Below are 15,139 nucleotides of genomic sequence, written 5' to 3'. Positions count from 1 at the left end.
AGCCATAATTACAAGTAGCTTATGAAAATAGAAACTGGTAGCACTTAACAAAGTAAGATTAAAAAATGGGCAAAAAATCGGGCACATAAAAACCTCAATATAAACAACTTAACTATACTGCCCAAATACATTAAGCATAGTATATAGTCCTAGAAAGTACATGCCCATTTTTATTAGTAATTATTACTATCTCATGCCTAGCCCTCTAATTTTCTAAATATGCGTCTACCCTTTAAAGGGAAAATCTTCTGGGCAAAAACGAATCCGAGCCATAACTGACCAAATATAAACAAGTTGCGTGACCACTTTTTTATTTGGTCAAAAAAATGGGCAAAAACGCCAGCGCCAAACGATTCTTTCCTTCTCTTTCACTCCAGGCCGGCACGCCGTCAACGCCACGTTCAGAGCAGCGATCGTGCCTGCCCCAGGCTAAAAAAGCGTCGGAGTATAAATAGAGAGAGGCCCGCCTGCCCCTGGGCCTTCTCAGCTCGTCGGCGGCCGGTCGCCTGCAGCTCAGCGCGGGGCGTTCACAGCGGCCGAAAACAAGCGATTGTAGCCATCTTCTATCGAAAGCTGCAAGCTGCCCGGCTAATCGCCATAAAACGCGAATGCGGGGCCGTTTGGGGGCTCGGATAGCCTCTTGGACGTGGCCCAAGGGGGTCGTCTAGGGGGGGGGTTTGGGTCCTCCCGGCGGGGCCGGGGCGCGCCTTGGGCACGCGGAGGAGCGCTGAGGGTCCACACACTTTCTTTTTGCGGACGGTTTTTATTTTAGAAGGTTCATATCATGAAAAATTCGACAATCGAAATATTAACAACAAGCGATGACGACAGGGCCCAGGGACTGAAAATAATCCAGATGCCAATCGGCAACCTTCGCCCCTATGACAAAAACCCGCGAGTCAATGACGACGCGATTGGCCCGGTGGCCAAAAGCATTTCAGAGTTTGGCTTTCGGTCGCCAATCGTAGTGGACAAGGACAACGTAATCATCTGCGGTCACACGCGGCTGAAGGCGGCCCAGAAACTCGGACTGGCAATGGTCCCGGTCCATGTGGCGGCGGACCTCTCCCCGGAGCAGGTCAAAGCCCTTCGCCTGGCCGACAACAGGACCAGCGAGCTGTCGCGTTGGGACCTTGAGCTCCTGGGCTTGGAAGTTGAGGACCTCGAACAGCTGAATTTTTCAATTGAGGAGTTCGGCTTCAGCGAGCTAGAGCTTAATCAAATCTTCGGCGAGAAGGACCCTGTCAAACAAGGGAAGACTAATCCTGATGACATCCCCGAGACGCCGCAGGAGCCGGTCAGCAAGCGAGGCGAGGTGTACATCCTCGGACGCCACCGACTCATGTGTGGGGACGCAACGGAGAAGGACGACCTCATCAAGCTTATGAACGGGCAAGAAGCGGATCTGTGGTTGACCGACCCGCCCTACAACGTGGCCTACGAGGGCGAGCACGGTCTGAAGATCAAAAACGATAACATGAAGACGTCCGAGTTTGACGACTTCCTCCGGCGCGCATTCGGCCTGGTGGCACTCATTCTCAAGCCGGGAGCGAGTTTTTACATTTTTCATTCGACGAGCACCTCGGTTTCATTTCTCACCTCGCTGGCTGCAACCGGGATGGCCATGCGGCAGATTCTTGTCTGGGTGAAAAACGGCTTTGTGATGAGCCGCCAAGACTATCACTACGCGCATGAGCCGATCATCTATGGGTGGAAGGACGGTGCGTCGCATAGCTGGTTCAGCGACCGCAAGCAGTCAACGGTCGTAGACGTCCCAGATCAGCCCTTCGTGAAGCGCGACGACGGTCGCTGGCAACTGAAGGTCAGGAATCACATTTACAGCATTCCGGCCGACGCGGTGTGCGAGGAAGAGCCCACAACGGTCATCGAGCACCCTCGCCCAATTCGAAATGACGTCCACCCAACCATGAAGCCGGTCGAGCTGCTGATTCGGCTGCTCAAGCACTCGTGCCAGCGCGGCGACATCATAATGGACACCTTCGGCGGAAGCGGCTCGACCTTGATAGCGGCCGAGCAGACCGGCCGGAAGGCTTTCCTGATGGAGCTAGACGAACGCTACGCTGATGTAATCTGGAAACGATACGCGGAGTTTATTCACGGCGTAGGCTGCGCCTGGGAGAAGCTCACGCCGGCGGAGGACAGCAAGCATGACTGACGAATTCCAGGCGGAGTTCACCCTCCCAGAATTGATTAACCAGATCGAGGACTCAGACCAGAAGATCGAATCCCAGGTAATCAAGATTCACAACCGACATCTGTTCCACCGGCTGACCAGCGAACGGATGCTCGAGGAAATCATGCCCAGGGAGATTGAACTGGGGGCGAGCTACCACTTCATCAGCGGCGGCGACGTCGACAGCTTCAGCTTCCTGATGTGGATTCTCCGCATGCAACGCGTCAAGAAGCTGCTGTGTTCGACCTGGTGCATGGCAAAGCTAGATGTCCAAGAGTTTCACCGGCAGATCATGCTCGGCCGAATTGGCGAGCTGAGCTTTTACGTTGGCGAAATTTTCCCTGGATCGTACCCTGACGAATACGCTGAAATCTGCGAGGTGTGCAAGGACACTGGCGGCCGCGTCGCCGTGTTTCGCAATCACAGCAAGGTCATGGCTGGCTACGGGGAGAAATTCGCATTTGCGATTGAGTCGAGCGCGAACATCAACACGAACCCACGGACGGAACAAACGGTCGTCACGATAGATAGGCGTCTGGCCGACTTTTACTTCGAGTTTTACAACGGGATCGTCTCTTTCGACAAGGAGGAATGGCGTTGAAGCGTATAAATCTTGTAGCACTAACAAAGGAACAGTTGGTAGAACTGCTGGTTAAGGTGGGCTCATCGACAATATCGAGGGACACGCTGGAGTCTGACATTTCCAAAGGGGCTCCTGTGAACGATGATGGCACCATCAACCTGATTCACTATGCTGCATGGCTAATACGGGAGAACGATGAGTGATTAACCTGAACAAGATGACGCCAGCCGCAGCGACCAGGATTCTGAATTCAACCCCTCTTGGTCAAGTGATGGGCGAGCGTCAGGTGAGTCGCCACCTGCAGCGCGCAGGGTACCGCATCGCAGGCGACCCGGCCGGGAAAACCGTAAGCATGCTGAGGTACGTCGCCTGGCTGGCGGATGAACGAGCGGCAAAAGAAGAACAACGAAAAAACACATCGCCCCGGACCTACGATGAAATCAAAGAAGCGGCCCGAGAGCGCAGCGCGGTCGCGTCGCAGTCAGGGCGTGACATTGGGCCAATACCGCAAGTTGTTGACTCGCAACGAAAAGAGAATTGCAGACTCAACCTCAAACTGTTTTTTGAGACTTACTTCCCGGCCAAATTCAATCGCGGCTGGGGCCCGGACCACCTGCGGGTGATTGAAAAAATAGAGAGATCACTTCTTCATGGTGGCCTGTTCGCCTTGGCGATGCCACGGGCGTCGGGGAAAACAACGATCTGCGAGATGTCGGCCATTTGGGCAGCCCTGTATGGGCACCGCAAATACATCCTGCTGATCGGAGCGACGGAAGACGCTGCGACCAAATCGCTGTCCGAAATCAAGTTCGAGATCGAAAGCAACGACCTCCTGCACGAGGACTTCCCGGAAGTGTGTTACCCGGTTCGACGCTTGGACGGCATTGTCAATCGGTCATCCGGCCAGACCTGCCGAGGCGAACGAACCAGGATCAAGTGGAAAGACGCGGAGATATCCCTGCCCTGCATTCAGGATTCACCAGCGTCTGGCATCGCCATTCAGGTGGTTGGCATCACCGGCCGGATTCGCGGCCGCAAGGCATCGCTTGGCGATGGTACCAGCGTCCGTCCGCAATATGTCCTCATCGACGACCCGCAGACAGACGAGTCAGCCGCAAGCATGGACCAGAATAACAAGAGACTGGAGATTCTCAGCAAGGCAATCCTCGGCTTGCCCGGCCCAGGCGTGAAGCTATCAGGAGTAATGCCCTGCACAGTCATAAAACCAGGAGATATGGCAGACCAAATTCTTGATCGAGACAAGCATCCTCGCTGGAATGGCGAGCGAATGAAGATGGTGCTCCAGTTCCCCAAAAACATGGACCTGTGGCTCAAGTTTTCGGACACACTCAGGGAATCCCAGCGCGCTGGCCGAGAACGCCGCGACGCGACCGAATTCTATCTGGCCAATCGGGAAGCCATGGACGAAGGAGCCGTCGTGTCGTGGGAAGGCAACTACGAGGACGACGAAGCGTCGGCAATTCAGCATGCTATGACCAAGTTTCTGGAAGACAAGGACTCCTTCTACGCGGAGTGCCAGAACGAGCCCCTGCCCCCAGACTACGGCGACGCCGAGCGCATCACAGAGCAACACGTGTTCGACCGGCTCAACAACCGTCCCAGGTACACCATCCCCGTGGCGGCAGAAAACCTTGTCGCTTTTGTTGACGTGCAGAAGAAGGTCCTCTTTTACACGGTCTGCGCTTTCTCAAGCGACTTCACTGGCTGGGTTGTTGATTATGGAACATTTCCAGAACAGGGAAGAAAAACCTTCAGCTTGGACGACGTCATCAAAACCTACCCTGACCTATATGCGGGTGCCGGGCTTGAAGGCGCTATTTACTCGGCAACCAAGGAAATAACAGATTCGTTGCTGTCCAGGACCTGGCAGCGTGAAGATGGCGCCGATATGCACCTCGACAGGTGTATGGTCGATTCTGGCTGGGGGTTGTCGACCGATACCGTCTACAAAGTGTGCAAGGAATCAATCCACTCGGCTCGATTGCTTCCGAGTAAGGGCGTCGGTATCACCGCGTCCATGAAGCCGATGACTGAATATCAACGGCGTCCGGGCGAGAAGCACGGGCTGAACTGGTACATCGTGCGCGCGCCTCGGAAAAGGACTGGACGGTACGTCCTGTACGATGCGAACTTCTGGAAAACATTCTTCCGCGAGCGCCTGCTGACGACTATGGGCGACATCGGCAGCCTATCGATATGGGGAAGCAGCCCGGAGTCCCATTTTCTTTTTTCTCAGCATTTGTCCAGCGAGTACAGCGTAGCGACCGCCGGACGTGGACGCCGGGTGGAAATATGGGAAACGTTGCCGGGTCGCGAAAACCACTGGCTGGACTGCGTGGTGGGGTGCATGGTGGCGGCAAGCATCGTAGGCTGCAAGCTCGGCGGTGGTAACGAGGGCAAGCCCAACGCGGGGCGGCCACAACTTCACGCCCACGACATAGTGTCGGCCGTGACTGGACGCATTTCACCGTCTGGGCGCATTTCCCCATCAAGTACCAGGATAACGCCGCTGCGCTGATTTTTTTTCCTCAGCGTATAATCAGTAAACCTTTGGAGGAAAAATGAGCACAGACGCATCAGACCTTGAAAAGAAAATTCTTGAGAAGGCTGTCCAGCCTGAAGAATACGAAATCGACGGCGAAAAGGTCCGCAGCCGCCCAATCCCGGACATGATCAAGCTGGATGAACATCTATCCAAGAAGCGCGCATCCAGAAATCCATGGGCAGGAATGAAAATTGCCAGGATATCCACCCAAGGCCCAGAACGATGACAGTGAAGAGCAAGCCAAAATCGAAGGCCGTTGTGAAGTCGACCGGCCCGGTTACGCCAGGACGCGGTGACTTCATTTTTCCGGTGCGTGGCAAATTCGACGCTGCCAGCAGAGAAGCCGAATCAAGCCGGCACTGGCAGGGAGCAGACTTCTTGTCGGCAGATGCCGCGATGGCGCCTTCTATCAGGCATATCATCATTTCCAGGGCCAGGTATGAAGCCGCGAACAATGGCTACTGTGAGGGAATTCTCAAGACCCTGGCAGACGACGTCATCGGCACGGGCCCGCGACTCCAGTTGTCGCTGTGCGAAAACGAGGAAGACGACATTGTGCTCGAATGGGAAACCCGACTCAACCGGCGCGAAGCACGCTGGCGGAAGTGGGCGAAGGCAGTACACCTTGCGAAAACCCTGAAAATGGCTCGGCGGTCGAAAGCCCTTGACGGCGAGGTGTTTTTGATGAAAAACAACAACCCAAGGATTCGAAGTCATGTAAAAATCGGCATTGACACTTTCGAGGCCGAACAGGTCGGTTCCGCTTTTCATTCAACACTGACCGACTTCCACAGCACCGGAGTTCCGAAGGAATTTGACGGAATTGAATACGACCAGCACGGAAACCCGATTGCATACCGTTTCTGGCGCATTCACCCCGGTTCTTCCAGCGTTGGAAGCGTGACGACGGCCGACTCTTATATGGTGAAGGCTGAGAACGTCATCCATTATGCCAACATATGGCGGCCAGGGCAGCACCGTGGCATCTCCGAAATCGCGAGTACGCTGCCCGGGTTCAACGATCTACGCCGGTTCACGACTGCCGTTCTTGCTGCCGCCGAGGTGGCAGCAGAGATCAGCTTCATTTTGTCGAGCAACGCCCCGGTTGACGACGAAGACGTGAAAAATCCCGTTCCCCTAACTCCTGGAACGGTGATCGACCTGTGTCGCAACGCAGGGATAGCACTTCCGGCCGGCTGGACAGCGAGCCAAATGAAGGCCGAACAGCCCACGTCGACACACTCGGACTTTGTGAAAACCAAAATCCGTGAGGCAGCCAGGCCCCTCTCTATGGCCATGAACGTCGCCATGGGGGATTCCTCCGGATACAACTACGCATCAGGCCGGCTGGATCATCAAACGTACTTCAGGGCCATCAGAAACGAACGCGCAGACATTGGCGAGGTTATCCTGGATGACCTCCTTCATGACTTCGAGGCCATCGACAGGGTGTTCTTCCCGGAAGATTATGATGATTCCATCGAAACTGAGCATGAGTGGATGTGGGACGGATTTGATCACGTTGACCCCGTCAAGGAGGCCAACGCCCAGAAGATACGCTTGGCGTCAGGGACCACAACACTGGCCGACGAATGTGCCAAGGATGGCAAGGACTGGAGTCGAGTCTTGAGACAGGTCGCCCGAGAAAATCGCATGCGTATAAAACTAGGGATACCAACACCAGAACAACCCGGAAGCGAATCAGCCACAACTCGAAACGAGGACGAAGACGATGAGTAAACCTTTTATCATGGCCACTGGCGGCGAATGCGCTGATTCCATTCAGTACGTCGAGGCGACCGGCCAAACATATCGCGACTTGACGAAGGTTTCTGGCGTTGCCTATTCCGGCGGCATGATGAATTTGGGCTGGCGAGATCGGGTTGTTGTGGATATTGCCAGCATGGAAATGGCCCCACAAATCCCGCTGCTCCTTGCTCACTGGAACGACCCCGGCGCTCGCCTTGGTGTTGTGACGGCAAAGAAGGCAAGCAATCAGCTTCTTGTTTCCGGTGGCATTGACACATCGAATGAGAAGGGAAAGTACATCGCCGAAGCGGGCAAAAAAATTGACTGGCAGCTGTCGATTGGCGCCGACGTCATGGCGAGCGAACGCATCCCAGAAGGTGAAGAGAGGACGATCAACGGGCAAAAATTTCAAGGGCCAATCGTCCATGTGACCAAAGCGCTGTTGCGTGAGGTTTCGATAGTCGCGGTCGGCGCTGACATTTCGACTCATTTAAAAATTGCCGCCAGTTTCAACATGATCACTCTTGCATCCAACCAGCCCCACCCCCAAACCCAGAAGGAACAGCATCAAATGGACAAAATTCTGCAAGACTTCATCCGTGCCAAGTATTCCCTCGGTCCCGACTGGGACGAAACCGCCATCAAGGCGCACCTGACCACGGTCGGCAGTAACGTGGAGGCTGAAAAGGCCGACATGCTGAAGGCGGCCGCTCATGGCAGCAGTGCTGGCGAGACTTTGCACAACACTGCCACGCCCACGGTTGACACGCCCACGCTCACCGCAGGGGCACTCAACCTTGAAAATGTCGTCGGCAAGACGGTCGAAAAGGCCCTGGAGGCCGCTCGAACCCAAGAAACCACTCGCATCACCGACATCAACAAAATCACAGCTGAATACCCCGACATTCGGGAGAAAGCCATTTCTGCCGGGTGGAGCAAGATCCAGACCGAACAGGCGGTCGAAGTGCTCAAGGCGTACGCGTCGAAACTTCCCGGCGCTACCGGCAACATCATCGTTCGCAACGGGCCGAGTGTTGACGCGTCGGCGCTTGAGGCGTCCCTCAGTTTCCAGTGCGGCATCAAAGAGGACATCATCAAGGCGACATGTGGCGAGAAAGCCATGGACATTGCGGACAAGCATCTCCGGGGCATGGGCCTGAAAGACGTCATGGTCGAAGCGTGCCGCCTGGAGGGCAAAAACGTTGGCGTGGCGTTCAACAACGACACCATCAAGGCGGCGTTCTCCACTGTCAGTTTGCCAGGCATCCTGAGCAACGTCGCCAACAAGAAGGCCTTGCAGGCGTACAACGCCATCGACAGCATCGCCTCGAAGCTGTGCTCGGTTGGCGACCTGAATGACTTCAAAGAGGCTGAACGGGTTCGCCTTGTTGATGTCGGTGACCTTGAGCTGGTCGGCGCTGATGGCGAGCTGAAGGACAGTACGGTCTCGGAAGACCGGGCAACCAACAAACTCAGCACCTACGGCAAGGTGTTCACCCTGACGCGGAAGATGATCTACGACGATGATCTTGGCGAGTTTCTGAAGATTCCAACCGGGTTCGGCAGCCGTGGCAAGCGCAAGATTGACCAGGTGTTTTTCAGTCGCCTGCTCAGCAATCCGGTGCAGGCTGACGGTAAAGCGCTGTTCTCTACCGACCACAAGAACTACACTGGCGGGTTGACAAGCGCCCTCGGCGTTGAGTCGCTGGAAAAGGCTATCACCAAGTTCATGGACCAGGTGGACAGTGATGGCCAGCCGATCTCGGTCGAACCGAAGTTCCTGCTTGTCCCGACTGTGCTGTTCCCGGTCGCTCAGCGCCTGACCATGAGCACGCTGCTGATTGGTGGCGACGCAGTGGTGCCAGCCGGCAACGTCATCGCCAAATACGGGCTGACTCCGATCGCGAGTCCGTATCTGACCAACGCCACGTACACCGGCTTCAGCGATACCGGCTGGTACCTGTGGGGCGATCCCAACCAGGTTGACACCTTCGAAATCGGCTACTTCCGTGGCAAGAAGTCCCCGACTGTTGAGCTCGGCGAGACCAACTTCAACACCCTGGGCATGAGCTTCCGGGTGTACTTCGACTTCGGCGTCCGTGAGCAGGATCACCGGGGCATTGTGTTCAACAAGGGCAAAGTCTAAGTGAGACCATGTTGCCGGGACTGGTATCAGCCAGCCCGGCAATAGTCAAAAAACCAACTCCAAAACCAACATCAGAAGGATAAAACTATGGACGCAATCTACTATCAACAGGGGAACTCGCTGGATTACACGCCGACCTCGGCCGTTGGCGCCGGTGACGTCATCGCTCTCCAGAACAACTACTGGGGCGTCGCGAAGCTGGACATTGCAGCCAATGCCCTCGGCTGCCTGGCCGTGGCCGGTGTTTTCAAGGTTGGGAAGCCGGCCGGAGCGATCGCTTTCGGCGCGCTGTTGTACTGGAACGCCTTGACCAAACAGGCGCAGACCACGCCCATCGACAACGCGTACATCGGCCGTGCGGCCGCCGCTGCTGGCGACGATGACGCAGACGTGCTGCTTGCTCTCAACGCCAGCAATATCGGCACCGTTTCGGCGCCTGAAGCCCAGGCCGAGCCCGCTCCTTCCGCTGCTGACGTCACCCCGACCGTGGGCAACGCCCCAACCGCCACCAATGCCGCCGACGTTACCGTGACCGGCACCTACGCCGATGACGATGACGCCCTTGAAGCCGCCATCAACGCCAACCGGGCGGACGTCGCCGCCATCCTTACCTGGGCAGGCGCGGCCAAGACTGACATCGGCGCCCTGGCGACCAACCTCAACAAGATCAACGATGACATTGCCGCCATCGTTGCGAAGTTGAAGACCGCCGGCATCTTCGAGTAAGCCCCCCGCTGGCCGGGACCGGGGGTTTCCCTCCTACCTTTTACCCGGTTCCGGCCATTCCGCCGGCGCGGTGGTGGTGTTCTCCCTCCACCACCACCGCGCCTTTTTCAACCTAGCACATACCTGGTGTGGCATGGCATGTCAAGTGGCGCCAGGTGAATAGGAGTCCACTATGGCACGATTACTTTTTGAGTTCCAAAACAGCTTTACTGAGCAGCTTTCCGGCTTGGTGTCGGGGCAGATTGCCGGCCAAGGCGCGGTGTCGCTAGGCTTGACACTCGCTGCCGGCACAGGCGCCGGCAAATACGATCTGTCGTATGCTGAAAAAGCCGACGCGTCGAGTTCACCCATGACGATCGACCTCACTGCGGTTGAAGACGAGGCGTCCGGCGCCCTCGAGGGCTTTGCGAAAGTCAAGGGGCTGTTCCTGCTCAACAAGGGCGAAAACGACCTCATTGCATCGGGCTCGTTCTTCGGCGTATCCGCCGGCATCGTCCTTGCTGGCGGCGGTGCGCTCATGCTCTCCGAGCCAGCAGGCTTGGACATCACCGACGCGGCCAACAACGAGATCACTCTGAGCAGTGCGGACGGCACTACGTTCGAGCTGCGCATCCTTGGCGAGAAGATCGCCATACCGGAGGCATAACGATGGGCTTTTTCTCGGATGGGCGGCAGATGCTGCGTGACATGTACGGGGTGAGCACAGAGAAGATCACCTACATGTCAGGGGGCGTCACTGTCGCTGAAAACATCGAAGCCAAGGTCGCCGTCAAGCGATTCAAAAAGTACGACGGCGAATTCCCAGTGTACGTCCACGCCCAGCGATTCATCGTCAAGCGTGAAGACCTTGGCGGTGTGGTGCCGAAGCAGAAAGACGAAATCATCCTCGGTGACCTGCGCTTCCGCGTCGGCAATCCAGACGGCGAGCCATGGTCTTTTCACGGTGGTGACTACAAGGAAATTTCCATCTACACGCAATACCTAGGGCCGAAACCATGACGCGCGGGAAAATGTCATCCGAATCGGAGCAACTCGCAAGTGCTGTGGCAGAAATCGCCGCTGGCATCTTGCCAACCGACACACCTCCTCGGGTAAGCTGGGCGCCATCGGCTACAGGCAGTGAGTTAGCAGGGCGCGTGGCTATGGTCGAAGTGGTGCCTGGTGAGTACAGCTTCGTGGTTGTTGACAGGGCCAGCGTGCGTTACACAGCGACGGTCGTACTGGTGTATGTACGCGAGGCCAACGATGTGGACGTGAGCGGTCACATGGCGACGCTCAACGAACTTATGGAGGCCGTTGCGGCGACATTGCCAGACTACTTCAACATCCGTCCGAAATTTCTTGGCATGGACATGGAGAAGCTTAGAAGCTCGGGCGTTTTTTACGCTGAAATCGAGATCAAAGCAAGTAAGGACGTGGAGAATCCATGGCTGTAGTACGCGTCAAAACCAAGATGAACCCCGAGGTAGCGCAAAGGATACGTGAGGCCATGCGCGACCCGATGCGTCAGGCAGCTTCGTCGATCGCGCGCGCCGCCAAGGCGTCCATAAAGAAACGCTCCATATCAGGCGCGCGGTCGTTGCCTGGCCGTCCACCAACGACTCTCGGCGGTCGTCACAGCCTGAAAAAGTCCATCGTGTACTCCTTGACCACGACTAAGGAAGAGGCAGTTGTCGGTCCAGCCCACGGCGGCACCGGGCTAACTGGTCATTACCATGAATTTGGAGGATCACAGGCTCGTAAGCCATCCGCGCCAAGGAAGCTGCGCGTGGGTAAGCCTGGGCCGGTTTTCAATAGCGATGGCGCGATCATTTGGCGCAAGATTAGAACGCGCAAGGAGATGGTAGCTTCGCAACGGGCGCTCGATGAATACACCATGCTCAACGTTGGCCGCGAGGCCAAAGGGAATGTCTACCCGCAGCGCCCATTCATGGCGCCAGCCTTTGTTGATGTCATGTCCCGCCAATATAAGAACTTCAAAATCAGAGCGTAAAGGAGAAATCAGCATGTCAGTTGTAACCGTATTCCTCGGCAAAGACGCAGTGCTCTACCAGGGCGCGGCAGGCACGCAGGCATCGACCGAACTCAAGCACATCAAGGACGTCAAGGTCGGCATCAAAACGACGATGATCGACTCGACCACGCGCGCGTCGGGAGGCTGGAAAACTAGCTCCCCAGGGCTCAAGGAGGGCGAGTTGTCTTTTACTGTCAAGGGTGGCAGCGACGACTACGACACGCTTATGGGCGCGATTATGGCAGGCACTCCGCTAGCGTTTTACGCTAAGCCGAGCAAGGAAGCCGGGGCGAAGGGGTTGGACGCTGATTTTCACATCGAGTCAATGGACGAAACCCAAGACCTCGATGACGTGGTGTGGTATGAGTGCAAGGCTGTGCCTACGCTCTACGACGACACGCGTCCGCCGAAGTGGCAGTAAGGGAGGTGCTCATGCGAGAGTTCAAAGATACTGAAGGACGCGCTTGGCAGGTGACGATTGACATCGCCGCCGCCAAGCGCGTACGGAGCCTGGTGGGCCTTGATCTGATGGACATCAGCCAGGGTGGCGCCGTCCAACAGTTGGCCGCCGATCCCATCCTCCTGTGTGACGCGCTCTATGTGATCTGCAAGCCCCAGGCTGACAAGCGCCAACTATCAGACGAGGACTTTGGGCGCGGCCTGTCGGGCGAGGTCATCGAGCGCGCGACCACGGTGTTCCTGGAGGAGCTGGCTGATTTTTTTCCGGGTGCGCGTCGGGTAGCAGCGCGGAAGACGCTGGAGGCGATGCAGAGGGTGGACAGCCAACTGCGCGAAGCGCTGGACAATCTGGACATCGACGCGCTAGTGCAGCAGAGCTGTGGATATCTGTTGTCCAAGCTGCCGGCGTCCTCGGCGTCAACCCCGATGGATACACCTACGGCGACCTAATGGCGATGTGGCGTGCCCGCGTGGAAGAAAACTGGGTGCGCACGGCGTCGGTAATCGCAGTGATCGCGGAGGTCAATCGCGATCCGAAGCTGCGCAAAAAGCCGTTCACGGCAGCGGAGTTCAACCCTTTCACCAGGCGAGTGCAGAAGCCGCCAGAGATTGAATTGCATGGCGAGGAGCTGGATAGGGTGATGACATCGATTTTCAACGACAATCCAGCATACCGGAGGCGGAACTAACATGGCGACAGTCGGCAGCGTATTAGCGGGCAAGGCCGTCGTCTACCTGACGACTGACGCCAGCGAGTTGCAGAAGGGCCTGCGGCTTGCTGCGGCACGCCTGCAGCAGTTTGGGGCGACGATGACGGCGGCCGGCACCGGCATGGTCCAGGCCGCCACGCCGGCCCTGCTTGCCTATGGCAACGCTGCTCGGGTGTTTATGGGCTTTGATGACGCCATGCGCATGGTCGCGGCGACGTCCCGCGCCAGCGGCGACGATTTTCAGCGGCTTACCAACACGGCAAAGGAGCTCGGCCGCACGACATCGTTCACCGCCGAGGAGGTTGCCAATGGCATGCTGTCCATGTCGCGCATGGGTTTCTCTCCTGATTCGATCATCAATAGCATTGAGCCCATGCTGCATCTGTCAAGAGCCACCGGCACGGAACTTGCCGAAGCGGCCAAGATTGCAGGCAACAATATGGTGGTCTTCGGGATGCAGGCATCCGACATGACCAGCATCGCGGACCTGCTCACCGCCACGGCCAACGGGAGTGCGCAGACGTTGCACGACCTGGGCGAGGCGCTAAAGACCGCTGGCCCACGCGCGGTCACGGCCGGCGTTGGCTTCCAGGACTTGTTGGCGCAGCTTGGGCTCCTGGCCAACATGGGCATCCGTGGCGAGCAGGCCGGCACGGCCATCTCCCGCAGTTTTCAGCAGATGGCCGATCCGGGCGTGCAGAAGTATCTCAAGGATACGTTTGGAATCATGACCACGGACGGCAGCGGCAACTTGCGCAACATGCTGGATATTTTTACTGAGGTTGGGCGAGCGGTCGAGGGGCTGCCGACTGCAGAGCGTGTTCAGGCTATCATCAAGATTTTTGATATTCGTGGCTCGCTTGGCGGCGGCGCGCTGTCCATGGGCGCGGGCGGCATAGACGCGTTTCTTTCCCGCCTGCAACAGGCTGCTGGCGAGGCGCAACGGACTTACAACTTCATGGAGTCCGGCCAGGGCGGCGCTTGGCGCATTATGAAGAGCGCCATTGAGGGCGTCAATATCGCGCTTGGGGAAGCGATAAGCGGCAAGATGACCGAGTATCAGATCAAGCTGACCGATATCGCGGGTGTCGTCACAAGTTTTATTCAGCGCAACCAGGAGCTAATCACAACTATTGGCGAGATGGCTCTGAAGTTCGCTGCGCTCGGCGGGGCGTTAATTGTCATCGGCAAGCTGTCTAGCGCCCTCGGGGCCATCCTCAAGCTAGCGGCTTTGCTGGGCCCGGCATTGACCGCATCAATGATTTCATTGCTGCCAATCGTCGGCGCGGTGGCAGCTATCGCGTGGTCGGTACAGCAAGCGAAACAGTCTGCCGCGCAGGACGCGGCCGCGCAGAATGACGCCGACGCAGCCCTGGTGGCAAGCGACACGGCATTCAACAGCGTGCGCTGGAAAACAGGCGCGGACAAGAAGAACGCAATTATCGCTGCGCTACACACCTCCGAATCCCGTCGCGATTCGTTGCGCGAACAGGGCGAGGTGATCATGAACCGCAAGCGTTTCAACCCACTCACCGCTCACCGTGACCGCAACGCCGAACTTGAAAAGAACTCCGCTGAGTTGGAAGCGGAGGCCAATCGTGTCCGCGTCCTGCGCAAGATGCTACGCGAAACAACCGGCGCGGACAACTCGCAGACGGTCGTCGATGCTCAGTCCGCCTTGGCCGCGCGTGGTGTGCCGGACGTCGGCAAGGCTATCGCCGAAGCAGTGGCGCAGGTTACGGTGCCGGAGTTTCAGCCGCCACCGGAGACTTTTGACAACATGATCGACATGGGAGACTCCACGGTGGATAACATCGAGAAGATGCGCGCCGTGGGCCCCTCCGGCGCTTTCAGCGCATCGGCGGCGTCGCTCCTTGGCACAGGCGGCAACGCGGCCGAACGCACGGCCAAGGGCGTCGAGGAAACCAACCGCAAGCTCGCGCAAACGAACGAGCTTCTGCGCAACAATTTACTGTCTTTTGGATGAAGGGT

At 57.2% G+C, this 15,139-nt stretch carries 15 protein-coding genes; all 15 read left to right on the top strand.

Translation table 11 applies throughout. The features are described from left to right. Positions 1 to 784 precede the first annotated feature (784 nt). The 15 genes from J3R75_RS15220 (at position 785) to J3R75_RS15150 (ending at position 15,134) form a co-directional block, all read left to right on the top strand. Positions 785 to 2,176 carry a DNA modification methylase gene (locus J3R75_RS15220; RefSeq protein ID WP_307263226.1) on the top strand — a complete coding sequence of 464 codons (1,392 nt, stop codon included), beginning with the start codon at positions 785 to 787 and terminating at the stop codon, positions 2,174 to 2,176. After that, entirely contained in the window at positions 2,169 to 2,795 is a 627-nt protein-coding gene (locus J3R75_RS15215) for a hypothetical protein (RefSeq protein WP_307263224.1), read from the top strand. The genes J3R75_RS15220 and J3R75_RS15215 overlap by 8 nt, the downstream gene beginning before the upstream one ends. Positions 2,796 to 2,976: 181 nt before the next feature. After that, positions 2,977 to 5,316 (top strand): terminase gpA endonuclease subunit, encoded by a 2,340-nt coding sequence (locus J3R75_RS15210; protein ID WP_307263222.1) that lies wholly within the window; start codon positions 2,977 to 2,979, stop codon positions 5,314 to 5,316. Positions 5,317 to 5,359: 43 nt separating this feature from the next. Further along, a complete protein-coding gene (locus J3R75_RS15205; protein ID WP_307263219.1) occupies positions 5,360 to 5,569 on the top strand; it encodes a hypothetical protein in 210 nt (69 codons plus the stop codon). Further along, entirely contained in the window at positions 5,566 to 7,083 is a 1,518-nt protein-coding gene (locus J3R75_RS15200) for a phage portal protein (protein ID WP_307263217.1), read from the top strand. The genes J3R75_RS15205 and J3R75_RS15200 overlap by 4 nt, the downstream gene beginning before the upstream one ends. Continuing rightward, positions 7,076 to 9,238, top strand: a complete 2,163-nt coding sequence (locus J3R75_RS15195; RefSeq protein ID WP_307263214.1) for a phage major capsid protein — start codon at positions 7,076 to 7,078, stop codon at positions 9,236 to 9,238. The genes J3R75_RS15200 and J3R75_RS15195 overlap by 8 nt, the downstream gene beginning before the upstream one ends. Before the next feature lie 87 nt (positions 9,239 to 9,325). Next, positions 9,326 to 9,964: a DUF2190 family protein gene (locus J3R75_RS15190; protein ID WP_307263212.1), complete on the top strand. Its 639-nt coding sequence runs from the start codon at positions 9,326 to 9,328 to the stop codon at positions 9,962 to 9,964. 172 nt (positions 9,965 to 10,136) lie between these two features. Next, positions 10,137 to 10,610 carry a hypothetical protein gene (locus J3R75_RS15185; protein WP_307263209.1) on the top strand — a complete coding sequence of 158 codons (474 nt, stop codon included), beginning with the start codon at positions 10,137 to 10,139 and terminating at the stop codon, positions 10,608 to 10,610. Positions 10,611 to 10,612: 2 nt separating this feature from the next. Then, positions 10,613 to 10,963 carry a hypothetical protein gene (locus tag J3R75_RS15180; protein ID WP_307263207.1) on the top strand — a complete coding sequence of 117 codons (351 nt, stop codon included), beginning with the start codon at positions 10,613 to 10,615 and terminating at the stop codon, positions 10,961 to 10,963. Beyond that, a complete protein-coding gene (locus J3R75_RS15175; RefSeq protein ID WP_307263204.1) occupies positions 10,960 to 11,400 on the top strand; it encodes a hypothetical protein in 441 nt (146 codons plus the stop codon). The genes J3R75_RS15180 and J3R75_RS15175 overlap by 4 nt, the downstream gene beginning before the upstream one ends. Then, a complete protein-coding gene (locus J3R75_RS15170) occupies positions 11,391 to 11,957 on the top strand; it encodes a hypothetical protein (RefSeq protein ID WP_307263200.1) in 567 nt (188 codons plus the stop codon). Before J3R75_RS15175 ends, J3R75_RS15170 begins: the two co-directional genes overlap by 10 nt. Before the next feature lie 13 nt (positions 11,958 to 11,970). Then, positions 11,971 to 12,399: a hypothetical protein gene (locus tag J3R75_RS15165; RefSeq protein WP_307263197.1), complete on the top strand. Its 429-nt coding sequence runs from the start codon at positions 11,971 to 11,973 to the stop codon at positions 12,397 to 12,399. 11 nt (positions 12,400 to 12,410) lie between these two features. After that, positions 12,411 to 12,887: a hypothetical protein gene (locus tag J3R75_RS15160; protein ID WP_307263194.1), complete on the top strand. Its 477-nt coding sequence runs from the start codon at positions 12,411 to 12,413 to the stop codon at positions 12,885 to 12,887. After that, positions 12,887 to 13,126, top strand: coding sequence for a hypothetical protein (locus J3R75_RS15155; protein ID WP_307263192.1), 240 nt, complete (start codon positions 12,887 to 12,889; stop codon positions 13,124 to 13,126). The genes J3R75_RS15160 and J3R75_RS15155 overlap by 1 nt, the downstream gene beginning before the upstream one ends. A gap of 1 nt (position 13,127) precedes the next feature. Further along, positions 13,128 to 15,134, top strand: a complete 2,007-nt coding sequence (locus J3R75_RS15150; protein WP_307263190.1) for a phage tail tape measure protein — start codon at positions 13,128 to 13,130, stop codon at positions 15,132 to 15,134. The last annotated feature ends 5 nt before the right edge of the window (positions 15,135 to 15,139 follow it).

The sequence above is a fragment of the Oligosphaera ethanolica genome (assembly GCF_030814695.1).
Taxonomy (GTDB): Bacteria; Verrucomicrobiota; Lentisphaeria; order Oligosphaerales; family Oligosphaeraceae; genus Oligosphaera; species Oligosphaera ethanolica.
This window is presented reverse-complemented; position numbering and strand designations above follow the sequence as displayed.